Genomic DNA, 25,448 nt, shown 5'->3' with positions numbered 1-25,448 from the left:
TGGTCTGCTCTCAGCTGCGGGGGAAACGATATTCGTTTCTCACGCAGTTTTTTTGCATGGGAAGCGGGGTGGATTTGGCATAGAGAAAAAGGAGGAAACTGACACCGTCTGTAGAATTTTTATGTATCGATAGTTTTGCGAAGCGACGCCAAACCGCCAGGGAGGGTACCGTGAAACCATTGTTCATGAATGAAGAAATGATAGGTCAGCATACCTTTGGAGCAGTTGGCTTCCGCCATTCAGCAAACGGCAATCATGATGCGATTATGCTTGATTTTGATTTTTTGATTCTTATTGTATGCAAGAATATAGAAGAGAAACCTGAACCCGAACATGCTCGGATCGGTTTGTTTGATTACCAGTTGATCTATGTAACCAGTAATGATCTGGAGAGATGGGTCATCACAGGTGAAAATGCCGAGCTTCTGAGCTGTTTTTTTCAGGGGGAGATTATATGGGATGAGCGGGAGGAACTGGAGCAATTGAGAGGGAAAATTATTGATTTTGAATTAACGGTAAGAGAGAAACGTAAATTTAAAGAGTTTGCCCGCTTCCTGAAGTTTTATAATGAAGCCAAAGCCTTGAATCAGAAAGGACACTTTTTTGATGCTTATGCGGCTGTGGTGCGCGGACTCCAGCATTTGGGACGCTTAGAGCTGCTGGAGAGGAATATACGGGCGGAAGAGCAGATTTGGGAGCAGTTGCATGCCTTAAATACCCCATCTTATAAACTGTATGCCGAAATGAGCTGCAGTACGGAGACGCTGGAGCAGCGTCTGCAGTTGGCCCTGCTTGCCTTCGAATTCTCGGCGACCTCCAAAATGACGGATAGCTGCGTTATGCTTCTAAGGATTCTTCGAAGCCGCAAGGAGCCGTGGAGTCTGCAGGAGCTCATGCATAAAGCTGAGCTGCAGGAGGTAAGAGAGGAGCTGCCAATGGTGCTCCGCAAGCTCGTTTACCGCTCGGTTGTAAAGCAGACGACGAATGGGAAGGTCAGAGAAGTTACAGGGCACGGACAGGGGATTTTATATTGGGCTTAAGCCTGTTCTACACGTTCTGACAAAATCCAGTGGGAAGTGTTGACTTGGTTATCAAGCGTGTGTTAAATTATAACTCGCCGCTAAATGGGCAGATGAAGACTCTTAAGGGTTAGCGAATAACGCTTTAAAAGTTTTTGAAGAAAATGCTTGACCGAATAGCCGGCAACGTGATATATTATAAAAGTCGCCGCTGAGATGCGGTGAAGAACAAAAGCGAGTCAAAATCGCTGGTTTGATCTTTGAAAACTGAACAACGAGTGAGAAATATATCGAGTTTTGGATGACCTTCAAATCCATGTCGATTTGAGGCGATTCGATCTCGTCAGATTCAAAATGAGCTAAACAAACTTTATTGGAGAGTTTGATCCTGGCTCAGGACGAACGCTGGCGGCGTGCCTAATACATGCAAGTCGAGCGGAGTGGATCGGGAGCTTGCTCCTGATCCACTTAGCGGCGGACGGGTGAGTAACACGTAGGCAACCTGCCTGCAAGACTGGGATAACTACCGGAAACGGTAGCTAATACCGGATACGCAAGAGAGTCGCATGACTTTCTTGGGAAAGACGGAGCAATCTGTCACTTGTGGATGGGCCTGCGGCGCATTAGCTAGTTGGTGAGGTAACGGCTCACCAAGGCGACGATGCGTAGCCGACCTGAGAGGGTGAACGGCCACACTGGGACTGAGACACGGCCCAGACTCCTACGGGAGGCAGCAGTAGGGAATCTTCCGCAATGGACGAAAGTCTGACGGAGCAACGCCGCGTGAGTGATGAAGGTTTTCGGATCGTAAAGCTCTGTTGCCAGGGAAGAACGTCGGGTAGAGTAACTGCTATCCGAGTGACGGTACCTGAGAAGAAAGCCCCGGCTAACTACGTGCCAGCAGCCGCGGTAATACGTAGGGGGCAAGCGTTGTCCGGAATTATTGGGCGTAAAGCGCGCGCAGGCGGTCATTTAAGTCTGGTGTTTAATCTCGGGGCTCAACTCCGGGTCGCACTGGAAACTGGGTGACTTGAGTGCAGAAGAGGAAAGTGGAATTCCACGTGTAGCGGTGAAATGCGTAGAGATGTGGAGGAACACTAGTGGCGAAGGCGACTTTCTGGGCTGTAACTGACGCTGAGGCGCGAAAGCGTGGGGAGCAAACAGGATTAGATACCCTGGTAGTCCACGCCGTAAACGATGAATGCTAGGTGTTAGGGGTTTCGATACCCTTGGTGCCGAAGTTAACACATTAAGCATTCCGCCTGGGGAGTACGGTCGCAAGACTGAAACTCAAAGGAATTGACGGGGACCCGCACAAGCAGTGGAGTATGTGGTTTAATTCGAAGCAACGCGAAGAACCTTACCAGGTCTTGACATCCCCCTGACCGGTCTAGAGATAGGCCTTTCCTTCGGGACAGGGGAGACAGGTGGTGCATGGTTGTCGTCAGCTCGTGTCGTGAGATGTTGGGTTAAGTCCCGCAACGAGCGCAACCCTTGACTTTAGTTGCCAGCAGGTAAGGCTGGGCACTCTAGAGTGACTGCCGGTGACAAACCGGAGGAAGGTGGGGATGACGTCAAATCATCATGCCCCTTATGACCTGGGCTACACACGTACTACAATGGCCGGTACAACGGGAAGCGAAAGAGCGATCTGGAGCGAATCTTTAGAAGCCGGTCTCAGTTCGGATTGCAGGCTGCAACTCGCCTGCATGAAGTCGGAATTGCTAGTAATCGCGGATCAGCATGCCGCGGTGAATACGTTCCCGGGTCTTGTACACACCGCCCGTCACACCACGAGAGTTTACAACACCCGAAGTCGGTGGGGTAACCCGCAAGGGAGCCAGCCGCCGAAGGTGGGGTAGACGATTGGGGTGAAGTCGTAACAAGGTAGCCGTATCGGAAGGTGCGGCTGGATCACCTCCTTTCTATGGAGTACCTCGCTTCCGCAGCGAAGCGGTACAAATACCGGTTAACCATGAGTTAACCAAAATATTCTCACTCGTTGATCAGTTTTGAGAGAGCAAGCCTCTTTCAAGCAGTGCGTTTGGTGGCGATGGCGGAGGGGTTCCACACGTACCCATCCCGAACACGACCGTTAAGCCCTCCAGCGCCGATGGTACTTGGACCGCAGGGTCCTGGGAGAGTAGGACGTCGCCAAGCGCAACCCTAACTAGGGTTACAACTATATAGTAAGTTAGGGCCCTTAGCTCAGCTGGTTAGAGCGCACCCCTGATAAGGGTGAGGTCGGTGGTTCGAGTCCACTAGGGCCCACCATTCCTAACTCTCATAAGTTTATTCCCTTTTGGAGTATAGTATGGGGCCATAGCTCAGCTGGGAGAGCGCCTGCCTTGCAAGCAGGAGGTCAGGAGTTCGATCCTCCTTGGCTCCACCATAATTGATTCAAATAACTGCATGAATTTTATCATTCTAAATAGTTTGATCGAAATTCACACAGGTTCGCAGTTTTCCGAAACTGCTTTGATCCTTGAAAACTGGATAACGAAACAACAAATGCGAATTAGAACATTCTTTTTTAGCTGAACTTGTGATCGTAGTGAACAAGTGAAGTGCTAACTGTAGAGCGAGGCATTTTGGAGGCAATCGATCCTTTGTGAGTCGGTTTCAACCTTGATTCATTTCAAATAAGAAACCGGGGAACAACAGAGCGTGTTGACCCAAAATCCGAGCGATTTGGTTAAGCTACTAAGAGCACACGGAGGATGCCTAGGCGCTAGGAGCCGAAGAAGGACGTGGCGAACAACGATAAGGCCTCGGGGAGCTGTAAGCAAGCTTTGATCCGGGGATGTCCGAATGGGGAAACCCGGCTGGTGTAATAGCCAGTCACTCATTACTGAATACATAGGTAATGAAGAGGCAGACCAGGGGAACTGAAACATCTAAGTACCTTGAGGAAGAGAAAACAAGTAGTGATTCCGTCAGTAGCGGCGAGCGAACGCGGAAGAGCCTAAACCAAGAGGCTTGCCTCTTGGGGTTGTGGGACGTCTCACATGGAGTTACAAAGGAATAGGGTAGGCGAAGAGGTCTGGAAAGGCCCGCTAGAAGAGGTAAAAGCCCTGTAACCGAAAGTCTATTCCCTCCGAGACGGATCCCGAGTAGTGCGGGGCACGTGAAACCCCGTATGAATCTGCCAGGACCATCTGGTAAGGCTAAATACTCCCTAGTGACCGATAGCGAAGCAGTACCGTGAGGGAAAGGTGAAAAGCACCCCGGAAGGGGAGTGAAAGAGAACCTGAAACCGTGTGCTTACAAGAAGTCAGAGCCCTATGCTGCGAACTTGTTCGTCAGCAGGGTGATGGCGTGCCTTTTGTAGAATGAACCGGCGAGTTACGTTCCCGTGCAAGGTTAAGGTGAGAAGCCGTAGCCGCAGCGAAAGCGAGTCTGAATAGGGCGAGTATAGTACGTGGGCGTAGACCCGAAACCGTGTGATCTACCCCTGTCCAGGGTGAAGGTGCGGTAACACGCACTGGAGGCCCGAACCCACGAACGTTGAAAAGTTCGGGGATGAGGTGGGGGTAGCGGAGAAATTCCAATCGAACTCGGAGATAGCTGGTTCTCCCCGAAATAGCTTTAGGGCTAGCCTCGGTGGTACAGTCGTGGAGGTAGAGCACTGATTGGGTGCGGGGCCCGCAAGGGTTACCAAGCTCAGTCAAACTCCGAATGCCATAGACTGATTAACCGGGAGTCAGACAGTGAGTGCTAAGATCCATTGTCAAAAGGGAAACAGCCCAGACCATCAGCTAAGGTCCCCAAGTGTGTGTTAAGTGGGAAAGGATGTGGAGTTGCCCAGACAACCAGGATGTTGGCTTAGAAGCAGCCACCATTTAAAGAGTGCGTAATAGCTCACTGGTCGAGTGACTCTGCGCCGAAAATGTAACGGGGCTAAACACACCACCGAAGCTATGGCTTGAATCGACTTCACTGCTTCTTTGAGGCGGTGAGGCACCGAGACATTTTTGCCGAAAGCAGCATCTGAAATAATTCAGAGGTTTCGGCCAAATGCTCCAGGGGCTAGACACATCACTTCGAAGCTGGAGTGAAGTCGATTCAGGGGTAGGGGAGCGTTGTGTATGCGTTGAAGGTGTACCGTAAGGAGCGCTGGAGAGTACACAAGTGAGAATGCCGGTATGAGTAACGAAAAGATCAGTGAGAATCTGATCCGCCGAAAGCCTAAGGGTTCCTGAGGAAGGTTCGTCCGCTCAGGGTAAGTCGGGACCTAAGGCGAGGCCGACAGGCGTAGTCGAAGGACAACAGGTGGAAATTCCTGTACCACCGTAAACCGTTATGAGCGAGTGGGGTGACGCAGCAGGGTAGTGACGCGGACTGATGGATGTCCGTCCAAGCAGTGAGAGGGTAGCATAGGCAAATCCGTGCTACATAACCTTGGGCTGTGATGGGGAGCGAAAATTGCAGTAGCGAAGGTCATGATCTCACACTGCCAAGAAAAGCCTCTAGCCAGGTGAAGGTGCCCGTACCGTAAACCGACACAGGTAGGCGAGAAGAGAATTCTAAGGCGCGCGGAAGAACTCTCGTTAAGGAACTCGGCAAAATGACCCCGTAACTTCGGGAGAAGGGGTGCCTCGGTAGGGTGAATAGCCCGAGGGGGCCGCAGTGAAAAGGCCCAAGCGACTGTTTAGCAAAAACACAGGTCTGTGCGAAGCCGCAAGGCGAAGTATACGGGCTGACGCCTGCCCGGTGCTGGAAGGTTAAGGGGAGTGGTTAGGAGGTAACTCCGAAGCTATGAACTGAAGCCCCAGTAAACGGCGGCCGTAACTATAACGGTCCTAAGGTAGCGAAATTCCTTGTCAGGTAAATTCTGACCCGCACGAATGGCGTAACGACTTGGGCGCTGTCTCAACGAGAGATCCGGTGAAATTTTAATACCTGTGAAGATGCAGGTTACCCGCGACAAGACGGAAAGACCCCATGGAGCTTTACTGCAGCTTGATATTGGACTTTGATACGATTTGTACAGGATAGGTGGGAGCCTAGGAAGAGGGAGCGCAAGCTTCCTTGGAGGCGCCGTTGGGATACCACCCTGATCGTATCGGAGTTCTAACCTAGTACCGTGAACCGGTATGGGGACAGTGTCAGGTGGGCAGTTTGACTGGGGCGGTCGCCTCCTAAAGAGTAACGGAGGCGCCCCAAGGTTCCCTCAGAATGGTTGGAAATCATTCGAAGAGTGCAAAGGCAAAAGGGAGCTTGACTGCGAGACTGACAAGTCGAGCAGGGACGAAAGTCGGGCTTAGTGATCCGGTGGTACCGCATGGAAGGGCCATCGCTCAACGGATAAAAGCTACCCTGGGGATAACAGGCTTATCTCCCCCAAGAGTCCACATCGACGGGGAGGTTTGGCACCTCGATGTCGGCTCATCGCATCCTGGGGCTGAAGTAGGTCCCAAGGGTTGGGCTGTTCGCCCATTAAAGCGGTACGCGAGCTGGGTTCAGAACGTCGTGAGACAGTTCGGTCCCTATCTGTCGTGGGCGTAGGAAATTTGAGAGGAGCTGTCCTTAGTACGAGAGGACCGGGATGGACGCACCGCTGGTGCACCAGTTGTTCCGCCAGGAGCACAGCTGGGTAGCTAAGTGCGGAAGGGATAAGCGCTGAAAGCATCTAAGCGTGAAGCCCCCCTCAAGATGAGATTTCCCAATTAGTAAGACCCCTTGAAGACGACGAGGTAGATAGGCTGGGGGTGGAAGTGCAGCAATGCATGGAGCTGACCAGTACTAATCGGTCGAGGGCTTATCCAAAATGGACCCACCAAAGTGAAGAGACGCTGACGAAGCGAACTCCGAATGCTTTGGCGGGGACCCCGAGAACAACTAAATCGCAATTGATTGTTTCGTATCCAGTTTTCAGGTGATCAAACACTTGAAACTTAATATTCCCTGATAGCTCAGTTGGTAGAGCACTCGACTGTTAATCGAGTTGTCACAGGTTCGAGTCCTGTTCGGGGAGCCATATGGAGAGGTGTCCGAGTTGGCCGAAGGAGCACGATTGGAAATCGTGTAGGCGTCACAAGCGTCTCGAGGGTTCGAATCCCTCTCTCTCCGCCATAATACTTTCTCTTATGTAAGGCCCGTTGGTCAAGGGGTTAAGACACCTCCCTTTCACGGAGGTAACAGGGGTTCGAATCCCCTACGGGTCACCATCAACTTTAAAAGAAGTTGAAATGATGGCTTGAATATGGTATATTAGATATTGTGTTCAATTTGGAGGCTTAGCTCAGCTGGGAGAGCATCTGCCTTACAAGCAGAGGGTCGGGGGTTCGATCCCCTCAGCCTCCACCACTTCACTCCAAAAAGTGAAGTTCAGTCTTTGGAGCGTAATCCGATTACTTTTCGGAGGCGCCATACAACAAAACAATCTTTATAACGACGCGGGGTGGAGCAGCCCGGTAGCTCGTCGGGCTCATAACCCGAAGGCCGCAGGTTCAAATCCTGCCCCCGCAATTATCCCCAAGAGGGATCCATGCAAGACCTTAGGCTGTGGAACCGTGGTGTAGAGGCCTAACATGCCTGCCTGTCACGCAGGAGATCGCGGGTTCGAATCCCGTCGGTTCCGCCATGTTTTTGGCTCGGTAGCTCAGTCGGTAGAGCAGAGGACTGAAAATCCTCGTGTCGGCGGTTCGATTCCGTCCCGAGCCACCATTTAACAAAATTAAATAAGCCGGTGTAGCTCAACTGGTAGAGCAACTGACTTGTAATCAGTAGGTTGGGGGTTCAAGTCCTCTCGCCGGCACCATTTGTGGAGGCTTAGCGAAGTGGCCAAACGCAGCAGACTGTAAATCTGTTCTCTGACGAGTTCGGTGGTTCGAATCCATCAGCCTCCACCAGTTATAGGGGCATAGTTTAAAGGTAGAACAACGGTCTCCAAAACCGTTGGTGTGGGTTCAATTCCTGCTGCCCCTGCCAAGTTTTAAACAAAATAGAAAGTTTATATGGCGGTCGTGGCGAAGGGGTTAACGCACCGGATTGTGGCTCCGGCATTCGTGGGTTCAAGTCCCATCGATCGCCCCATTTTTAACTTTTTAATCTGTTGGGGATTAGCCAAGCGGTAAGGCAACGGACTTTGACTCCGTCATGCATAGGTTCGAATCCTATATCCCCAGCCATTTTGCGGACGTGGCTCAGCGGTAGAGCATCGCCTTGCCAAGGCGAGGGTCGCGGGTTCGATTCCCGTCGTCCGCTCCATTGTTTTGGCGCCATAGCCAAGTGGTAAGGCACAGCTCTGCAAAAGCTTTATCCCCAGTTCGAATCTGGGTGGCGCCTCCAGTATATTTCTGAAGTTGTATATCTCATATGTGCCCTTAGCTCAGCTGGATAGAGCGTTTGACTACGAATCAAAAGGTCAGGAGTTCGAATCTCTTAGGGCACGCCATATACACTTCTAATTTAATAAGCCGGTGTGGCGGAATTGGCAGACGCGCGCGACTCAAAATCGTGAGGGAAACCGTGGGGGTTCGAGTCCCTTCACCGGCATTGCAAAAGGGTTCATGAAATTGTGTACAATTTCATGAACCCTTTTTATATGTACGCCTGGCAAGGATGATAATTAAGCGGTCGAACCGCGATGTATCGAACGGTATGCGCCTTAAGCCTCCATTCTTTTTATTCCCCTTTACGGAAAGTCCAGGGGACCCCATTTTGGTTGACACTTTCCTTCCTCATTCTGTGCAGTTTAAAACCATGTAAAAAATAAGACGTTCTTATCTGTAGATGGCCTGCTAAAATGCTAATTCATGAAGTGTTAAAGTAAGCGAAGTTTTTGGTATCTATAAATCATCATTTGATCCTGCTATATGAAGTGAGATGCTGTAAAAGGGGGAGGAGGTTTGGTTATAGCCCCGTCAAGACCTGCAGTAACCAGTTCGTGAAACCTCTGCAATCAGCAATGTTACAGAGCTTAAGAATCGGGTAGTCCTTGCTCATTTCGCGTATGGACTCGACCCCGGGCTTGCTTTTCGAACTTCCCCTGATCATGGAGTATGCCCACTTCTCCTCTGTACGAAGACGCACAGCTTCTTTCTTTTTTTCTCGCTATAAGGGGTTAATGACTGCCCTTTTCATAGAGGTAAGATGGCAGGTCGGAAAAGCAGCATAAGACGCCTGAACCAATGAAAAGCGGCTCCAGAAATGTGTCTTATCAAAAAAAGTTAATATAGATGATATTGATAATCATTATCACTTGTGTTAGGATGATTTTGTTCAGTACTGAACAAAATTATCTATTCCTGACACTTGGCTGGGTGGGCAACGACTACAAAAGAGGGGAAATGCGAAATTGGAGTTTCCAAATGATTTTAAAGGTCATCTTTACGAGCAGTATATAAAAATGCTGCATCTGAACGAGTTGTATACGGAACATGAAGTTGAACTGTTTCGGCAACAAGCCAAAGAGCACCAGATCGACATGCTTTCTAACAATATTACAAGTGTACACGTGATCGATTGCATCGGTGATTATGAACCTATAAACCATACCGGAATTGTGAAGAAAATGGATTTGTCCAAAGCAAGCATTACTAATATTTGTTCAAAGCTGCTGGAAACGGACTTTATTAGGAGAAGTCAACTGAACAACAATCGGAAGGAGATTTATTTTAGCTTAACGGATAAGGGGAGACGTGTTTATCATTTGCATAAAAAACTGCATCAAGAGAAAGAAGAGGGCTTCTACCAATTTATCGAATCCTATTCTGAGACGGAGTTACAAACGATCGGAAAATTTATGAGTGATTTGCTGGCGCGCGCCGAACAACTCTACGGAAGGGAAGTTAGGGAGTATGACGACCTTAAAGATTGAGGATTTGAGATCCAAGATTGAAGGGAAAGAGATTTTAAAAGGACTCACACTGGAGATTCATGGCGGCGAGATTCATGCGATTATGGGGCCTAATGGGACGGGAAAAAGCACATTGGCTTCGGCCTTAATGGGCCATCCCAAATACGAAGTTACGGATGGTAAGGTGACATTGGACAATGAAGATCTTCTGGAGATGGAGGTGGATAAGCGTGCCCGGGCGGGCTTGTTTCTCGCGATGCAATATCCTAGTGAAATTGCCGGCGTAACGAACTCGGACTTTCTCAGAAGCGCCATCAATGCACGGCGTGAAGAAGGCGATGAGATCTCCCTAATCCGTTTTATCCGTGAAATGGAGAGCAAAATGAAAGGGCTGGAGATGAATCCGGAATTCGCGCATCGTTATTTGAATGAGGGATTCTCCGGCGGCGAAAAAAAGCGGAATGAAATTTTGCAAATGATGCTGCTTGAACCCAAGTTTGTGATTCTGGACGAAGTGGATTCCGGGCTTGATATTGATGCCCTGCGTATTGTGGCGAATGGTGTTAATGAAATGCGCAGCCCGGATCGAGGTTTTTTAATCATCACCCACTATCAACGCCTGTTGAATTATATCACCCCGGATTTTGTGCATGTCATGATGCAAGGCCGGATTGTCAAATCCGGCGGCCCGGAGCTTGCCCATCGTCTGGAGGCTGAAGGGTACGATTGGGTCAAAGAGGAGCTAGGGATTACGGATGAGACGGTAGGCGAAGAAGTTTAAAAGCGGAGGAGGAAAAGCAAAGTGGGGACACAAGCCATCAATCTAATAAACGCGAACGCTTTACGCGCTTGGTCAGGTGCTATAGGTGAGCCTCATTGGCTGCTGGAACGCCGGATTCAGGCACTCAAGCTGGCAGGGACGCTGGAACTGCCAAAAGTGGAGAAAACGAAACTGGAGAAATGGGATATCCACGAAACCGGAGATTACAAAGCGGAGAAGCCCTGGTCAAGTTTGGAAGAGGCGCCGGAGGTTGTTCGGGGTTTGGCTGCTTCTCCAGTGAAAGGCGGACTGATCGTTCAGGCCAATTCGGATGTAGTGTATACGGAATTGGCCGAGAGCTTAGCCGCCCGGGGAGTTATTTTAATGGACCTGCATACTGCGGCAAAAGAGCATGAGGAATTGGTTCAACGTTATCTCTATCAGGCCGTGAAGCCGGAAGAGCATCGTTTATCTGCTGCACACAGCGCCTTATGGAGTGGCGGCGTTTTCCTATATGTCCCGGACGGTGTCGAGGTTGAAGCGCCGATTCAGGCGATCTTTCTTAACGATACCAGCGGGGTGCGTTTCGCTCCTCACGTCTTAATTGTGGCGGGGAGCAACAGCAAGGTCACTTATGTGGATCATTGTTTGTCGAGCGGGGATGATGTCAAGGCATTGCATAACGGTGTGGTTGAGGTCTTTGCGGGAGCGGGTTCTAAGGTGCAAGTCGCTTCGGTTCATCAGCTTGCTGCAGCAACAACGGATTTCACCGAGCGGCGGGCGGTTGTTCTTGCCGATGGCGCGGTGGAATGGATTATCGGCGAAATGAACAAGGGGAATACCGCCAGCGATACCCAGACCTTGCTTCAAGGCAATGGGTCGGTATCCGACACGAAGGTGATTGCGATTGGCACGGGCCTTCAAAAATCGTGTTACACCACGCAAGCCCAGCATTTTGGCAGAAGCTCGGCGAGCCAGATGATTACGCGTGCTGTCATGCTTGAGGAAGCTACCGCCATTATCAACGGAATTACAAAGATTGAAAAAGTCGCAACCCATTGCGATGGTCAGCAAACCGAACGCGTGCTGATGTTAAGTCCTAAAGCGCGCGGCGATGCCAATCCGATCCTGCTGATTGATGAGGATGATGTAACCGCCGGCCATGCTGCATCCGTGGGGCAGGTAAATGCGGAACAAATCTATTATCTGATGTCGCGCGGGATATCACGGAGCGAAGCTGAATATCTAGTTATTTTCGGATTCCTCGCTCCGGTCATTTCGGAAATCCCGCTGGAGGCAGTTCGTGGTCGTCTGCAAGCTTTGGTGGAGAGCAAGCTCGGCAGATACTAGCACATCAAATAAGTCCTGGAAAGTTAAAAGGAGTGTTAAGAATGGCTAAAAAAGCGCCGGATATGGGCGAATATAAATACGGGTTTCGCGACGGGCACCGGTCTATTTTTCAATCCGGAAAAGGCTTGACTGAAGAGATTGTCCGGGAAATATCCCGAATCAAGGAAGAGCCGGAATGGATGCTCGATTTTCGGCTGAAGGCGTTGAAACAATTCTACAAAATGCCGATGCCTGGGTGGGGAGCGGATTTAACTGGACTAAATCTGGACGACATCCAATATTACGTTCGTCCTTCTGAAAAACAAGGAAAGACCTGGGAGGAGGTTCCTTCCGAGATCAAAGCCACCTTTGATAAGCTGGGCATCCCAGAAGCGGAGCAAAAGTTCCTGGCAGGCGTATCCGCTCAATACGAGTCGGAAGTCATCTATCACAGTATGCGGAAGGAACTGGAGGAGCAGGGCGTTATTTTCCTTGATACGGATACGGCCTTAAAGCAATATCCTGAAGTGTTCAGGCAATATTTCGGTACGGTCATCCCGCCCGCCGACAATAAATTTGCGGCGCTTAACAGTGCGGTTTGGTCAGGCGGCAGCTTTGTATACATTCCGAAGGGCGTTCAGTGTGAGGTTCCGATACAAGGGTATTTCCGTATCAATTCCGAAAATATGGGCCAATTCGAGCGGACCTTAATTATTGCCGAAGAGGGAAGTTTCGTCCATTACGTTGAAGGATGTACAGCACCAATTTATAGTTCCAGTTCTTTACATAGCGGCGTTATCGAAATTATTTGCCGGAAAGATTCCCGTGTTCGGTACACGACCATTCAGAATTGGGCGCCTAATATCTACAACTTGGTAACCCAAAGGGCTGTGGCCGAGGAAAACGCCACAATGGAATGGGTGGACGGCAACATCGGCTCCAAAGTAACGATGAAGTACCCGGCTGTAATCTTGAAAGGACGGGGAGCCAAGGGGTCCATTCTGTCTATTGCCGTAGCTGGTAAAGATCAGCATCAGGATGCCGGCGCGAAGGTCATTCACCTTGCTCCTGAGACAACCTCTACGATCATATCCAAGTCTATCAGCAAACAGGGCGGCAAAGTCAACTACCGGGGGTTGTCCAGCTTCAGCCGCGATTCCGCAGGGTCCAAGTCCAATATTAAGTGCGATACATTGATTCTGGACAATCTCTCAACCTCAGATACCATTCCGTACAATGAAATTAAAAACGATCAGATTACTTTGGAGCACGAGGCTACCGTATCCAAAGTGTCTGAGGAGCAACTCTTTTACTTAATGAGCCGCGGGCTTACGGAGCAAGAGGCCACACAAATGATTGTCATGGGCTTCATTGAGCCGTTTACCAAAGAATTGCCGATGGAGTATGCCGTTGAAATGAATCGGCTCATTCAATTTGAGATGGAAGGAAGCATCGGTTGATTTATTCCTTTCACCCATCAAGCGTTTTACTTATTAGGAGGCATGGGGTGTGTTTTCATGAAGAACAATAACTCGGACATCTCAGAATTAGAGCAAATTACCCGCGAGAAAAAGAAAATTCAATTCTATCTGAATATGCTCCTAGGACTGAGTGCCAGTTGTGGTGTGATGATACCTACGGATCCCATTTATAAGATTTTAATGGAACTTTCAGATCAAGAGGCTTCACTTACCAAAAAGGCAAAGGATCAATCCGACCATCCGGAAGGATAAAGGCATGAATTTATGTTGTTTTTAAAACAATGAGAGGAGCTGGCATGTATGGAGGATAACGGGATTTTGTTCGACGAAGTATCGGAAGTGCTATTCAAGCTACGTCCTTTCTTATTGCGTGACGGGGGAGACGCAGAATTGGTCGAGGTTGAGAACGGTGTAGCCAAATTAAGATTTTTGGGAGCTTGCCACGGTTGCCCAAGTGCGACGATCACATTAAAGGCCGCTATTGAACGCGCCATTCTTGAAGAAATCGAAGATATTAAAGAGGTTGTACAAGTCTACTAAATTTCAATGGACGATATTCATCACGTTCTTCATCTTTATCGTTCGGGGATATCAGTAACAATAGCATTGACATATCGTAAAGTATCAATATAATCGAAGTATGGATCCAATTGAAGTGTTCAAGGCGTTGGCCAACGAATCGAGACTGCAGATTTTACAGTGGCTCAAAGAGCCCGAAAAACATTTTGTGCCCCATGAAGGAGTGGATATGAGGACAATCGGGGTTTGCGTTAGTCAAGTTACGGATAAGTTGAAAATGACGCAGTCAACAGCTTCGCAGTATTTATCCATATTGCAGCGGGCCGGACTGATTCGAACCGAGCGGATTGGTAAATATACTTACTACAAACGTGACGAAGAAAAGATAAGCGAGTTGGCTGCTTTCTTGAATCAAAAACTCTAAACGGACTGAATACCTCAACCGTATTCAGTTTTTAATTGGTTTCATACATCGACATATCGCGATATGTAAATATGGGAAGTGAGAGTATTGGCTAACACGTGGAAAGTCTATTTATTGGCTTTAGTTACTTTTTTGGTGGGTACATCCGAGTACGTTATATCCGGTATCTTGGATAAAATCTCGGATACAATGGGAATTTCCGTTACTTCTGCGGGGCAGTTAGTTACGATTTTTTCCTTTGTATACGCCATCGGCACCCCGATCCTTATGGCGTTGACTGCTAAAGTGGAAAGACATAAACTGCTGGTTTTGGCGCTAGGTATCTTTGTAATTGGGAATATACTATCATTTGTTTTGCCTGGCTATGCATCGTTTCTTGCAGCTCGCGTCATCATGGCTTTAGGCGCGGGAATGGTCGTGGTAACCGCTTTGGACATCGCCTCGAAAATTGCCGCCCAAGGCAAACAAGCCAGCGCGATTGCTACCGTGGTCATGGGCTTTACGGCTTCCTTGATTATCGGTGTTCCTCTTGGACGTATCGTTGCAGCACAACTCGGATGGAAATCTGTTTTTGGTATACTGGCACTGGCCGGTCTGTTGGCTATGATCGTTTTATACGCTATCCTCCCTCGAGTTCAAGGGGATAAACCGGTGCCGTTGTCCAAGCAGCTTGCCTTTTTGAAAAACGGGAACGTAGCGCTAGGGCTTGCAATTACCTTTTTCTGGCTCGGCGGATACTCGATCGCTTACACCTACATTTCACCGTATCTACTTGAAGTTGCCGGATTGAAAGAAGGGATATTGAGCGGAGTGCTGTTGGCTTTCGGCATTGCTAGCCTGCTCGGATCCAAATTCGGCGGTTTCAGCGCGGATAAATGGGGGGTATTCCCGACACTATTTGGGGGAATGCTTTTGCACGTCATAGCGCTGCTGCTTCTCTCTCTAACCGTTACCTATACGCATTCGTGGCTGCCGATTGTCATCCTCCTGATCCTGTGGTCGTTTGCGGCATGGACCTCCGGTCCAACACAACAGGTCAATATGGTTCGGATTGAACCGAATTATTCTGGAATCATGCTGAGCCTGAACCAGTCCATGATGCAGTTGTCCATGGCTGCGGGTGCGGCAATCGGAGGCGTCATGGTCGACCGGGTGTCTCTGTCATCAATTACATGGGTCGGGATGGTTGGTGTCGCGATTGCGATCTTAGTGGTGTCGTTCTTGAAGGTGCGAATAAGTGCCGGCAGTCAAGGTCGGAAATACCTTGAGATGAAGTCTAAAAAGGTATCCATTAAATGAATCGAACTTGCATTTATTTGCAAACGACAAAAATGCATCATCTTCTGATTTTCGGAAGATGATGCATGACAACTAAACGACACGAGGAGACCCGAATCATAGACCAGGGCCAGGTTGTTAAAGAACTGTAGAACAGTGCGGGGAAGTGGATACAGTGAGAGAAAATCAAGAAGATATTGGGCAAGCGGTCCGCCATGCGATTTTAATCAAAGTTTCGTGTTAGTTGATTTTTTTAACTGAAATTGATTACGACTCCATTGTCATCATTCCAATCCTTTCGTTAGACTTAATAACGGAAGGTGATGAAAATGAGAGCAATCAATATAGCCGAAGTGCTTGCTCGAAAGCGAAAAGAAAAGGGCCTGACCCAGGAGGATGTCTCCAACTTTATAGGGGTATCGAAAGCCTCGGTCTCCAAATGGGAAACGGGCCAAAGTTACCCGGATATTACAATGCTGCCGATTCTTGCCTCATTCTTTAATACAACTATTGATGATTTAATGGATTATCGACCGCAATTAGCACCGGAGGATATTCGAAAACTTTGTGATCAGTTATCCAGTGCTTTCGATTCACTACCCTTGGATGAAGCTTTGAATCAATGCCGCGAAATAACGAAGAAATATGGCGCCTGCTTTCCGCTGCTCAAAAAAGTGGGAATGTTGATCTTAAACCGCAGTACACTGTTGCAAGATGTTTCTGAGATGAATGTGTTGATCCAAGAGGCAAAAAGGCTTTTTGTTCAATTGAAAGAAGAAAGTGACGACATAGAACTGATCCATCAAGCCGTGTATTTGGAAGCAAGCTGCTGGATGGCCCTTGGCGATCCTAATAAGGCACTGGACCTGCTCGGGGAAATGAACCCGCCACTCATGCCCGTCGAATGGATCAAATCTTACGCATACCAAATGCTGGGTAATACAGATAAATCGAAAGCTTTCCTGCAAATGGGCATGTACCGGCATGTCACTACATTGTTCGGACTTATGATCTCTTACTTGATGTCATAACCTGTTCACCCTAATCATATTGTTCATCTCCGGCATCCTCATCTTGAAGGGGCAATTTACGGTTGGCATGTACACATCCTTTTCCCTATACACCACAAAAGTGTTTGCTAGTGCACAAAGTATCACATCCTTAAATACGATCTTGAAACCGGTTTGCCTGAGTGCCGAAAGAATTTACCAGCTACTGAACATGGAGGACGAAAACAGCGGTAAGGTTGCCGAGTTGGATTCAAGGATCAAAACGATAGAATTCCTCCATGTAGGATATCGATATCGCACGGATCTGCCTCTGGTTTTTAATGATTTGACTTTCTCATTCATGAGAGGGGATAAGGTGCTTCTTCTTGGAGATAACGGTACGGGAAAAACGACGCTTATTAAACTTTTATTAGGGTTGTACCAGCCGGCTTACGGAACCCTTTCCTTTAACGGAATCCATGCCTCATCGATTCAAAGCGACTCCTTAAGGCAAAGAATGGGTGTGGTATCCCAGAGTACCTTTCTCTTCCGTGGGACTGTGTTGGACAATATTTTATACGGGCAAAATGGTAAAAGCCGCAGCGCTGTTGAAGACCTGATTGACGAACTTGGATTGAAAGAGTATATCGGCAGGATGCCAAAAGGGCTGGATACCGAAATCAATCAAAACACTTCAGGTGTCTCGGGGGGGCAGGCTCAAATCATCGCTTTTATACGAGCCATGCTTGCCGAAAAGGATGTATTAATCTTAGATGAACCAACAGCTAACGTCGACGAAGAGACTCGCCGCACCATCATTCACGTCTTGCGGGAACAGCGTTATAAGGGGATATTAATTGTGATCTCGCATCAAATGGACGGAATGGACTTTTTTAATAAAACCATTCATTTGACGAAGACCTTATAAACCCTGGAGAACTCCTTAATGGGGCTCATTTACAGAATGGATTTATTTATTCAATAAAACAGAATACCGATGATGAATGGAATAGAGCTTAATAATCACTTATAATTTCAGTAATAGTTGGGGGTGAAGAAAATCTATGAACGTATTTTCTAAAGGAACAAAAATGGTATTTGTATTGCTCATTTTATTAGTAGCGATTACAGGATGCACCACCAAAATGCCTGTATCTTCAAATGAAAATCAATCTTTATCTAATCAATCTCAAAATACGAACCTTGTAGAAAGTGCTGTACCTGAAACACCAGTTGCCGAAGTGAAGAACGTCCCCCCAAACAAACCGGTTGAATATGATCCTGCCTGGCCGGATCAGTCGGTGAAGTCTTCTAACGGGCATCTTGTGAATAGTTGTGTTCCGGATGAGCTGCGCGATAAAGCAACTACATTAACAACCAGTGATGGGGTGCATCTGTCTGCACTTGTGCTTGGCAGCGGAGATAAAGGAGTCCTGCTTGCACACGAGCAAGGTTATAATATTTGCTCTTTTCTTGACATAGGAACGGAACTGGCTGACAGTGGGTATCTGGTAGTTATTCCTGAGTATCGTAATCATGGTGCTTCACAGAATTTTCCGGAGGATAATCAGAATATAGATCGTGATGCGGATGCTGCCTTAAGTGAACTTAATCGATTGGGTGCAAAAAAAGTGTTTTTGGCGGGAGCGTCATGTGGCGGTAGTACAGCAATCATTGCAGGCGTTCGTCAGGCGCTTCCTATTGAGGGGCTGATTATTCTTTCGTCTCCTGCACAATGTGGGCCCCTTGATGCCATTCCGGGCGTTGAGAAGATTAAAGCACCATCCGTGTTTGTTTTTTCACCTAGCGATTATGGAGGTTCCATTGAAAAAGAAGTGCGCAAATTATATCAAGCATCCGGAGCGACGGATAAAGAGCTGATTGTGGATGAGAGTGGTTATCACGGAACAGATATGTACCATAGGGGAGAGCACGGTGATGCCTTAAAGTTCAAGCTTATTGATTTTGTTAAAAAGGTATTTAATTAAAGTAAATCAGGCGGAGCGTTGTAAGACGACGAGAACATACACGATGACAAGCCGCGTAAAAGAGCCGCGTAAACGAAGCGTTCACTTAGGGATTGAAGAAAAACTTAAATGAACAGCTTCAAGCGGGGCAAAAAAGACCACATAAGAGTGTAAAACTCCGATGTGGTCTTTTTAATACTCAGCTAATTTTGTCCCAACAGTTCAATTATCAAGAGTTTATCTGCAATATCCTTAATAAATTGGGGAATTTCCTCTATATGCTGTGCAATAGCTTTAGCCTTCCCTGGCTTTGATGAAATATGATATTTTTCAGAAACGGTTTGTTCCATAGAAGTATAATCAACTATTGACGTACGTAAATAGGATTCAAAATCTTTGCCAAAGTATGCATAATCGTTTCGAACAATGCAGTTCCCAGTTTCTGTGTCCCAAGCTTCTTCACTGAAGATGCCGTTAAACACACTTCTGGTCTTTGAATCATTTTTATCACAGTCAAATATTGCATAACAATTATAACCGTATGCTTTAAACAGCCTCCAGTACAAAGGGATTGCATCTTTACCACGACAATTAACAATCTCAGTTCCATGTTCAGCCAGAGAATATCCAATACGTTTTAAATAGATAGGCAGAGTAAAATATTCAGTTGCGCCCTCTACTAATATGATTGTTTCTGCAAACATTCCTTTTAACTGGTCAGAAAATAGTTTGGTTGAGTAAAAATCAACTATATTTCCTGGTGAAACACTATTCTCTGGAACGCCTGACCCTACACAAAAATCGCAAAGCTGTTGTGCAGATAATTGTATTGCTTTAGTAACTCCGCCTTCTTTATGTACTCGAACAAGTCCGTCCAAATATTCCGCATCAATAAATTCTGATGAATGTGTTGAAATGATTACTTGAATGCCACTGGAACACATATCCACAACATATTCTTTTAACCATCTTTGAGCTAAAGGATGAAGGTGGGCCTCTGGTTCTTCAATAATCAATACAAAATTCTCGCCTGTAAATACTTCCATATATGCTTTTACAAAAGCCATTAATAAAACTTGTTGTTCCCCTGTGCCGAATTCTTCAAATCCACGAATACTATCTTCCTCTTTTGCGTAGATTCGAAGTGACTTTGCGTAATTATTTGGATCATAAGCAGAAAAATCAACAGCTAATGAATGAACAAATCCTTTAACTGCGCCTTTTAATGCTTCTGAGAAGCGATTAAAAAAACCAGAAAACTCATCTGTTTGCTCAAAAGATGTAGTTATTTGATTAAAAGCTTGCGACAATTCCTCCTTGTGTTCAGAACTCAAGGCTTCATGTATTTTTTTTGAGAACTTGCTTAATAAAGAGTAGCTACTACCGTAATTAAAGGCACTCTGAATATTTCTTTCTGCATCAATTAAGTAGGATTGACAAGCGGAACGCTGCTCATTTGAGGGATATATTTTATTACCATACCCATCATGGAAGAGGTTGTTGTTAGCTTGCCCATTGTGTCCATAACTTACAGATATAACATCATATCCGTTTCCTCTGTAATCATAATAAAGAGGCTCTGTAAACTTAGCTGTAATCTGTGCAGTTGGATAATCTTTTTGATTTCTTCTAAAATAATCACTCTCTAGCATTTCAATATAAGTTGGATACCGTTCACCGAGTACTCTATTTATAGCTGATAATATATTAGACTTTCCTGCATTATTTGGCCCAAATAGAACAAGCGGCTTATTTTGTGGAAGAGAAAGAGTAACATTTTCAATAGAACGATAATGCTTAATGACGATTGCTTCCAAATTCAAAATTACATCCCCCTTTAAGAAAAAATTACTCTACCAATACATCTTTTATAATCTGAGCCATCTGCTTATTATTTAGCTGATCGCGGAAGTAGACGGTGTATCCATCTTTTGATAGCATATCGAAGAAAACTCGAGCGCATTCAATTTTGGCCTTTTCTGTACCACGTAAATCAGATTTGTTTTCTACATCCTTTGTTTCGACCACAATATTAAGTTCTTTCTCGCCAGAAGCCCGCCTTACAACATACATAAAGTCCGGACTATACATTCCACCAGTAACAGTTGGTATAGCAATACTGCTGCGTGGGATTTTTCCGTATACAATGACTTCTTCGATGTCTGACATAATATTCTTTTGTTCCAATGGCGAGTCGTAAGCGAAGGCGTCGTATAAATACTTACCACTTGGTGTTCCCGGAGCCATCTTTGTGCCAATACGTCCCTGTGCGATATCTTCACGTGGAGAACCGTCTGAATAGGTGAGTGCTGTTGCACCAACAGGGGTATTACTTTTTGCATAATGGAATCGGCCTTGCAAATTATTGCCTCTCCAGTCATGAAACTGCTGGATAAACATACTGACAGAATTTTCATTAATGTGTTCAGGATTGATAGTTCCATTCCTTTTTACATACTCACACAGTGCTTCATGCAATACTTTGATTGGAATATTTGTAGAACGCATTATTCTCTTAAGGAATTCATTGTAGGGAATAGGTTTCGATACAATGTATTGGGTACCTGTATCAGAAACAATCGTCATCTGCGAACCATCGCTCTTTACAACATCCCTTGAGCTAGTCATAACAACATCTGTAAATACCCCGGGTTTTTCCAACAATGAAACCACCACATCAATCATATCGGAATCCAAATCCGCATCGTAAAATAGCAAGTACCGCTGATTGATTGTCTCCCATAATTCTCGTATCTCGCTGTACACAGCCTTACGGATTTTTACAGGCTTTGGCTTGTTAACATTTCGGTCTTTAACCTTTCCAGAGGACAGTCCTGTCGCAAAGTCTGGGTATTCTGCAAAGAAAGCCTCTCTCGTATCCGGTTTTATATTCATTCGTCTGTCGATATAATGCTTATCATATAAAGCATCAAAAAGTTCATCAGAGCTTAAGCCGAGTTTCTTAGCCACTGCCTCCAGTCGTACTTCGCTAATCGAAGCAGCTTGAGGTATTTCACCATTTATTTGATCAATTAAACGTTTGGCAAAGTCGGCTTCTGTAAAGTCAACAATATAGTTAAGTTGAAATTCTTCATTGGAGATTCTGTTCCCGTTCTCATCTACTGGCAAACGCAGGCCACGACCAACTTCCTGCAATTTACTATTTTCACTTCCACTGGAGCGTAGTTTGGCTATGGTAAATACATTAGGGTTATCCCAACCTTCTTTAAGTGTCCATTTAGAAAACAGAAAACGTAAAGTGTTATAGCCACCATCTGGATTCTTAAATGAGAGCAGCTGTTTTTTACCATGAAGAATAACTTCTACTTCTTTTGCTATATCTTCATCTGAATCACTATTGTCTTGTGAAAAATAACCTGCATGACAATCAGAAATATTTGCAAGACTTGCCTCAAGGTAGGCTCGATATTCTGCATCATGCTCACCAAGAGTGGATAGTACAGTTTCTATCCTCTCTTTAAGCAATCTCTCGAAAGCTTGAAGAAGATAAGGCTCTTTACCTTCCACATTTGGACGGTAAGATGATATATCGTCAATAAAAAATAATGCCAATGTTTTGATTTTGAAATTGCGACCGCAGAAGTTTGCTTTCTCAGTTTCAAAATGACGTTCAAGTGCAAGACGCATCATTTGCTCTTGATAAGAGGTCATATAAATGTCTACATCCAATTCCTCACCAGTTGACTTCTGAATACCGTTAGAAAACTCCACTGTTGATGCGGTGATAGCATGAACAGTAATTCCCTCAAAAGCTTCATTAATGATAGATAGTGAATCACCCGTTTTAAGGGTAAAGGTTTTAGTTGCTTCATCACGCTTTTTATAATGAAAGGTAACAGAATCCTTGCTTGTAATGGAAGTAATTTTCACTTTTTCTTCACGCTTAGATACTGGCTCAAAATGTTCCTTGGTTACTCCCTTTATCAAGTTTTGATTAAAAGATTCACATGCATTCAAATCGTAAAGTAGATTTTGGTAATCTTTTACAGTTATTTTGTTCTTTCCACGTCCGCTTGTGGTTTCAGGAAAGGTAGCACCAAAACGTATGATACATTGTGGTTTTATTTCATCAGCGATAACCTTGAATGCCTTTTGGCCACGAGAAAATCTGTGCGGCTCATCAATAATAACAATTGGGCGAGTGGCCTGAATAGCGTCAAGCGGTCTATAAAAACCTTCTACTCCATAATCATAATCATCACGCGTTAGCAATTTTGCACCTGTGAGTAGTTGCATATTAACTAGCAAGATATAAATCTTCTTAGTGTTCTGGCAGGAACCTTTTACAAAATCACTTACAACACTTGGAAAATATGAACGTCCTTTTTTCTTCTTTTTCGGTGCTTCCAGTACTCCAATCTCAATCTCTGTCCCATAACCACAAACATCTGAAAAATGCCGTTTTATATATTCATCACGCAAAAATTGTGCTGTTCCCGCTTTAATCGCAAGAGAAGGCACAGCGATAATAAACTTATTAAATCCATATCGTTTATGCAGCTCGTATATGGTATGTGTATAAACATAAGTCTTTCCTGTTCCTGTCTCCATTTTTATATCGATATTTAGGCAATCCCCAATTGGCATACTGCTTCGATATTCTGCAGGTATGCTTTTTTGAATTTCTCTAATATTTGCAGAAAGCCGAGAGTCAGAAAGAGAAATATGTGGGTTTTCATAAAATTGTACTGGTGAGGTAATTTGTACACCATCTAAGGCAGTGCTTATTGCATCTACAGCTTTTTGTTGGTGTGGTAATCCTCGTTGTAGGATAAGTTCCATGACATACCCTCCAATCAATAACGGATATCGAAGTTGATACGCAAGTTTTTCTCTGTATCCTTCAACCGTTTCAAATTAATTTTCAAAGCTTCCATTTCCGTCCAAGTGAAACTATAACCGAATAACACCACATTTTCGGGATTAAAGCTACCGTCAGTTTCATATTTTACAACAATGGCTTCAATCGCCTTATCTGACAGTTCAGGGTCAACAAGATAAAGATGTTTTCCTATATAATAGCCTTTGTATCCCGCAAAGTTTAACTCCTCGGCATTTGTAGTGAGTCCATATCCATCTCTAACGAGCCATGTAGCAAGGACTGTAGGTTTTCCAAATTCACCAAGAAGGTCTTTATCTGCAAATAATTTATTCTCGTTAGGATCAAACTTTTCAAGCTTGTCTAGAGTATTTTGCTCAGGCTCGGCAAGAGTAAAGTGCTTAAAACCAAGGTCAGACGTTGTGTCCGGAAATTCTTCCTTTATAGCTTTTGCCGCTCTTAAAATGCGTTCCATACCAATCTGGTCGAGTGTATGAGGTCGGTTTACACTATCAAGAAAATCAATAACTCTTTGAATTTTAGGTTTCTCCGATGCGGAGGCATTTTCATATTTTATGTCTAAATCCTCTGGCAATTGTACAGCTATATAACGTCTTTGTCCTTTCGACATTAGTTCAGCATTAAGACGCATAACTGCTTCTGCTGTTGTTGCAGAACCAGAAAAGAAATCGACGCATAAGCTATCATGATCTGAACCAAGTGTAAGAACCTTTTTAATCAAATAACTAGGTTTCGGAAAATCAAAAACATCGCCCATTTCATAATTTCCTAGCTCGACAGAACCTTGTTCTGTAATTACGCCTGTTTCATCCCAAATGTCATCATCTTCATCGATTAAATCATCAATGATTGCATCGCTAAACCATATAGTCTTTGCTTTATATGTTGTTTTACGATACTTCTCATAAATGCCGTATTCTCCAGTGTTTTTTTGCCTAGCGACAACATTACTAAGCATAGTGTCCTCATTATTATTGGCTTCCAATTTTTTAGTACCCCATCGCCAACAACTTTCTTGTCCTTCGCTGTTTAGTGGGTACACTTCTTCAATAAAGTTACCATGTTTAGACAAGGATATAGGCGAATATCCATTTTTATCTACCTGAGTGGTATCTACATAAATTGGATAATATAAATTAGGTCTGTTAAATCTTCCAAATTTCGGATTCCTGTTTCGAAGTTCCCGTTCTGAAAATTCACTTATATTATCCTCCATCTTGAATGAACCTATCTCTTTCATAAGTTCATTTATCTTACCATCAATATTTCGCGTATAAACTAGAATATATTCATGTGTCTTAGCTAGTTGCTTGTATGTCTGCCCTCTTTTATTTGACTGAACAATGATTTGGGCAACGAAGTTATCAATTCCAAATACATCATCACATATTAATTTAAGATTTGCTTGTTCATTATCATCTATTGATATAAATACTGTCCCTTCATTACTCAGTAAATCCCTTGCGAGTAGAAGTCTTGGATACATAAACATCAACCATGCTGAGTCTGATGCCGAACCACGCTTTGTTAAGTCTAAAATACGCTGTGCCTGTTCTTCACTAATACTTAGTTTTTCTGAAAGTTCTTCCACAGTAAAATTGAACTGGTCATTATACACAAATCCGTCTGTTCCCGTATTATAAGGCGGGTCAATATATATCATTTTCACCTTGCGAGAATAGGACTTCAAAAGATGCTTTAATCCATGAAGGTTATCTCCGCTTATGTAAATGTTCTCACTGTTCACATTTTCTGGTTTTGAGTTATGTTCCTCGTCTGGCACTACAACTGTTGTGGTATCAATTGAAGCCAGCAATCGAGCATAGTTTTTACCCAGAAACTTAAGTTCATAACCTTCTCCAGTTACAGCAATCTTATCACTTAAAAATTCCTTAAACCGTTCAATATCAAAGGAACCGTCTTCCTTGAAGCATGACGGAAAGTTCTCTTTTAATACAGCCATTTCTCGGCTGTTCGGTGTTACACCTTCATTGGCATTCATAATATCTTTAATCATT

The 25,448-nt window shown here is 45.3% G+C and carries 15 protein-coding genes, 18 tRNA genes and 3 rRNA genes; 33 read left to right on the top strand and 3 right to left on the bottom strand.

The features are described from left to right. Positions 1–170: 170 nt before the first annotated feature. The 33 genes from AWM70_RS15370 to AWM70_RS15210 all read left to right on the top strand — a co-directional run bounded on the left by AWM70_RS15370 (position 171) and on the right by AWM70_RS15210 (position 18,590). Positions 171–1,040, top strand: a complete 870-nt coding sequence (locus tag AWM70_RS15370; protein ID WP_151208763.1) for a nucleotidyltransferase-like protein — start codon at positions 171–173, stop codon at positions 1,038–1,040. Between the two features lie 349 nt (positions 1,041–1,389). Beyond that, a 16S ribosomal RNA gene (locus tag AWM70_RS15365) occupies positions 1,390–2,944 on the top strand. A 118-nt stretch (positions 2,945–3,062) separates the two neighbouring features. Then, positions 3,063–3,179 (top strand): 5S ribosomal RNA (gene rrf, locus AWM70_RS15360). A gap of 37 nt (positions 3,180–3,216) precedes the next feature. Continuing rightward, positions 3,217–3,293 (top strand) — tRNA-Ile (locus AWM70_RS15355). 42 nt (positions 3,294–3,335) lie between these two features. Beyond that, positions 3,336–3,411, top strand: a tRNA-Ala gene (locus AWM70_RS15350). A 301-nt stretch (positions 3,412–3,712) separates the two neighbouring features. Further along, a 23S ribosomal RNA gene (locus tag AWM70_RS15345) occupies positions 3,713–6,788 on the top strand. The 16S, 23S and 5S rRNA genes sit together here with 18 tRNA genes alongside, the layout of an rRNA operon. 135 nt (positions 6,789–6,923) lie before the next feature. Continuing rightward, positions 6,924–6,999: transfer RNA gene (locus tag AWM70_RS15340), tRNA-Asn, on the top strand. Between the two features lie 3 nt (positions 7,000–7,002). Then, a tRNA-Ser gene (locus tag AWM70_RS15335) sits at positions 7,003–7,094 on the top strand. Positions 7,095–7,114: 20 nt separating this feature from the next. Continuing rightward, a tRNA-Glu gene (locus tag AWM70_RS15330) sits at positions 7,115–7,189 on the top strand. A gap of 63 nt (positions 7,190–7,252) precedes the next feature. After that, positions 7,253–7,328 (top strand) — tRNA-Val (locus AWM70_RS15325). Positions 7,329–7,416: 88 nt separating this feature from the next. Then, positions 7,417–7,490: transfer RNA gene (locus AWM70_RS15320), tRNA-Met, on the top strand. A gap of 38 nt (positions 7,491–7,528) precedes the next feature. Beyond that, positions 7,529–7,605 (top strand) — tRNA-Asp (locus tag AWM70_RS15315). 7 nt (positions 7,606–7,612) lie between these two features. Further along, positions 7,613–7,688 (top strand) — tRNA-Phe (locus tag AWM70_RS15310). Between the two features lie 18 nt (positions 7,689–7,706). Beyond that, a tRNA-Thr gene (locus tag AWM70_RS15305) sits at positions 7,707–7,782 on the top strand. A gap of 5 nt (positions 7,783–7,787) precedes the next feature. Then, positions 7,788–7,873 (top strand) — tRNA-Tyr (locus AWM70_RS15300). A gap of 5 nt (positions 7,874–7,878) precedes the next feature. Then, positions 7,879–7,952: transfer RNA gene (locus AWM70_RS15295), tRNA-Trp, on the top strand. 29 nt (positions 7,953–7,981) lie between these two features. Continuing rightward, positions 7,982–8,057 (top strand) — tRNA-His (locus tag AWM70_RS15290). A gap of 20 nt (positions 8,058–8,077) precedes the next feature. Then, positions 8,078–8,152, top strand: a tRNA-Gln gene (locus AWM70_RS15285). 4 nt (positions 8,153–8,156) lie between these two features. Continuing rightward, positions 8,157–8,231: transfer RNA gene (locus AWM70_RS15280), tRNA-Gly, on the top strand. 7 nt (positions 8,232–8,238) lie between these two features. Further along, a tRNA-Cys gene (locus AWM70_RS15275) sits at positions 8,239–8,312 on the top strand. 29 nt (positions 8,313–8,341) lie between these two features. Further along, positions 8,342–8,418, top strand: a tRNA-Arg gene (locus tag AWM70_RS15270). A gap of 21 nt (positions 8,419–8,439) precedes the next feature. Then, positions 8,440–8,519 (top strand) — tRNA-Leu (locus tag AWM70_RS15265). Between the two features lie 802 nt (positions 8,520–9,321). Then, positions 9,322–9,843, top strand: coding sequence for a MarR family transcriptional regulator (locus tag AWM70_RS15260; protein WP_068697850.1), 522 nt, complete (start codon positions 9,322–9,324; stop codon positions 9,841–9,843). Then, positions 9,824–10,603 carry a Fe-S cluster assembly ATPase SufC gene (sufC, locus tag AWM70_RS15255; protein ID WP_068697848.1) on the top strand — a complete coding sequence of 260 codons (780 nt, stop codon included), beginning with the start codon at positions 9,824–9,826 and terminating at the stop codon, positions 10,601–10,603. Before AWM70_RS15260 ends, sufC begins: the two co-directional genes overlap by 20 nt. A 21-nt stretch (positions 10,604–10,624) precedes the next feature. Further along, positions 10,625–11,932 (top strand): Fe-S cluster assembly protein SufD, encoded by a 1,308-nt coding sequence (gene sufD / locus AWM70_RS15250; protein ID WP_068697846.1) that lies wholly within the window; start codon positions 10,625–10,627, stop codon positions 11,930–11,932. A gap of 41 nt (positions 11,933–11,973) precedes the next feature. Next, positions 11,974–13,371, top strand: a complete 1,398-nt coding sequence (gene sufB / locus AWM70_RS15245) for a Fe-S cluster assembly protein SufB (protein ID WP_068697841.1) — start codon at positions 11,974–11,976, stop codon at positions 13,369–13,371. A gap of 57 nt (positions 13,372–13,428) precedes the next feature. Next, a complete protein-coding gene (locus AWM70_RS15240; RefSeq protein ID WP_068697839.1) occupies positions 13,429–13,644 on the top strand; it encodes a hypothetical protein in 216 nt (71 codons plus the stop codon). 48 nt (positions 13,645–13,692) lie between these two features. Then, entirely contained in the window at positions 13,693–13,932 is a 240-nt protein-coding gene (locus tag AWM70_RS15235) for a NifU family protein (protein WP_068697837.1), read from the top strand. Between the two features lie 100 nt (positions 13,933–14,032). Then, positions 14,033–14,335 carry an ArsR/SmtB family transcription factor gene (locus AWM70_RS15230; protein ID WP_068697835.1) on the top strand — a complete coding sequence of 101 codons (303 nt, stop codon included), beginning with the start codon at positions 14,033–14,035 and terminating at the stop codon, positions 14,333–14,335. 87 nt (positions 14,336–14,422) lie between these two features. Then, positions 14,423–15,634, top strand: coding sequence for an MFS transporter (locus AWM70_RS15225; RefSeq protein WP_068697833.1), 1,212 nt, complete (start codon positions 14,423–14,425; stop codon positions 15,632–15,634). 308 nt (positions 15,635–15,942) lie between these two features. Continuing rightward, positions 15,943–16,644: a helix-turn-helix domain-containing protein gene (locus AWM70_RS15220; RefSeq protein ID WP_068697831.1), complete on the top strand. Its 702-nt coding sequence runs from the start codon at positions 15,943–15,945 to the stop codon at positions 16,642–16,644. Positions 16,645–16,834: 190 nt separating this feature from the next. Further along, positions 16,835–17,530, top strand: coding sequence for an ATP-binding cassette domain-containing protein (locus tag AWM70_RS15215; RefSeq protein ID WP_169823455.1), 696 nt, complete (start codon positions 16,835–16,837; stop codon positions 17,528–17,530). Between the two features lie 136 nt (positions 17,531–17,666). Next, entirely contained in the window at positions 17,667–18,590 is a 924-nt protein-coding gene (locus AWM70_RS15210) for an alpha/beta hydrolase (RefSeq protein WP_068697827.1), read from the top strand. 182 nt (positions 18,591–18,772) lie between these two features. Here the strand turns inward: AWM70_RS15210 and AWM70_RS15205 are convergent, their stop codons facing one another. The 3 genes from AWM70_RS15205 to AWM70_RS15195 are packed head-to-tail and all read right to left on the bottom strand — an operon-like array spanning position 18,773 to position 25,447. After that, positions 18,773–20,392: an ATP-dependent nuclease gene (locus tag AWM70_RS15205; RefSeq protein ID WP_063383964.1), complete on the bottom strand. Its 1,620-nt coding sequence runs from the start codon at positions 20,390–20,392 to the stop codon at positions 18,773–18,775. A 25-nt stretch (positions 20,393–20,417) separates the two neighbouring features. Further along, a complete protein-coding gene (locus tag AWM70_RS15200) occupies positions 20,418–23,372 on the bottom strand; it encodes a type III restriction-modification system endonuclease (RefSeq protein WP_063383965.1) in 2,955 nt (984 codons plus the stop codon). Between the two features lie 14 nt (positions 23,373–23,386). Continuing rightward, positions 23,387–25,447, bottom strand: a complete 2,061-nt coding sequence (locus AWM70_RS15195; RefSeq protein ID WP_063383966.1) for a site-specific DNA-methyltransferase — start codon at positions 25,445–25,447, stop codon at positions 23,387–23,389. Position 25,448: the final 1 nt, after the last annotated feature.

Source organism: Paenibacillus yonginensis, assembly GCF_001685395.1.
Taxonomy (GTDB): Bacteria; Bacillota; Bacilli; order Paenibacillales; family Paenibacillaceae; genus Fontibacillus; species Fontibacillus yonginensis.
Note: the sequence above shows the minus strand (reverse complement) of the source record. Positions and strands in the feature narration are given on the sequence as shown.

What these genes read in the sequence shown, in the direction of transcription:
- sufC (WP_068697848.1), top strand. Translation starts at nt 9,824, where the DNA reads ATGACGACCTTAAAGATTGAGGATTTGAGATCCAAGATTGAAGGGAAA.
- sufB (WP_068697841.1), top strand. Translation starts at nt 11,974, where the DNA reads ATGGCTAAAAAAGCGCCGGATATGGGCGAATATAAATACGGGTTTCGC.
- AWM70_RS15240 (WP_068697839.1), top strand. Translation starts at nt 13,429, where the DNA reads ATGAAGAACAATAACTCGGACATCTCAGAATTAGAGCAAATTACCCGC.
- AWM70_RS15235 (WP_068697837.1), top strand. Translation starts at nt 13,693, where the DNA reads ATGGAGGATAACGGGATTTTGTTCGACGAAGTATCGGAAGTGCTATTC.
- AWM70_RS15230 (WP_068697835.1), top strand. Translation starts at nt 14,033, where the DNA reads ATGGATCCAATTGAAGTGTTCAAGGCGTTGGCCAACGAATCGAGACTG.
- AWM70_RS15220 (WP_068697831.1), top strand. Translation starts at nt 15,943, where the DNA reads ATGAGAGCAATCAATATAGCCGAAGTGCTTGCTCGAAAGCGAAAAGAA.
- AWM70_RS15215 (WP_169823455.1), top strand. Translation starts at nt 16,835, where the DNA reads ATGGAGGACGAAAACAGCGGTAAGGTTGCCGAGTTGGATTCAAGGATC.
- AWM70_RS15210 (WP_068697827.1), top strand. Translation starts at nt 17,667, where the DNA reads ATGAACGTATTTTCTAAAGGAACAAAAATGGTATTTGTATTGCTCATT.
- AWM70_RS15200 (WP_063383965.1), bottom strand. Translation starts at nt 23,372, where the DNA reads ATGGAACTTATCCTACAACGAGGATTACCACACCAACAAAAAGCTGTA.
- AWM70_RS15195 (WP_063383966.1), bottom strand. Translation starts at nt 25,447, where the DNA reads ATGATTAAAGATATTATGAATGCCAATGAAGGTGTAACACCGAACAGC.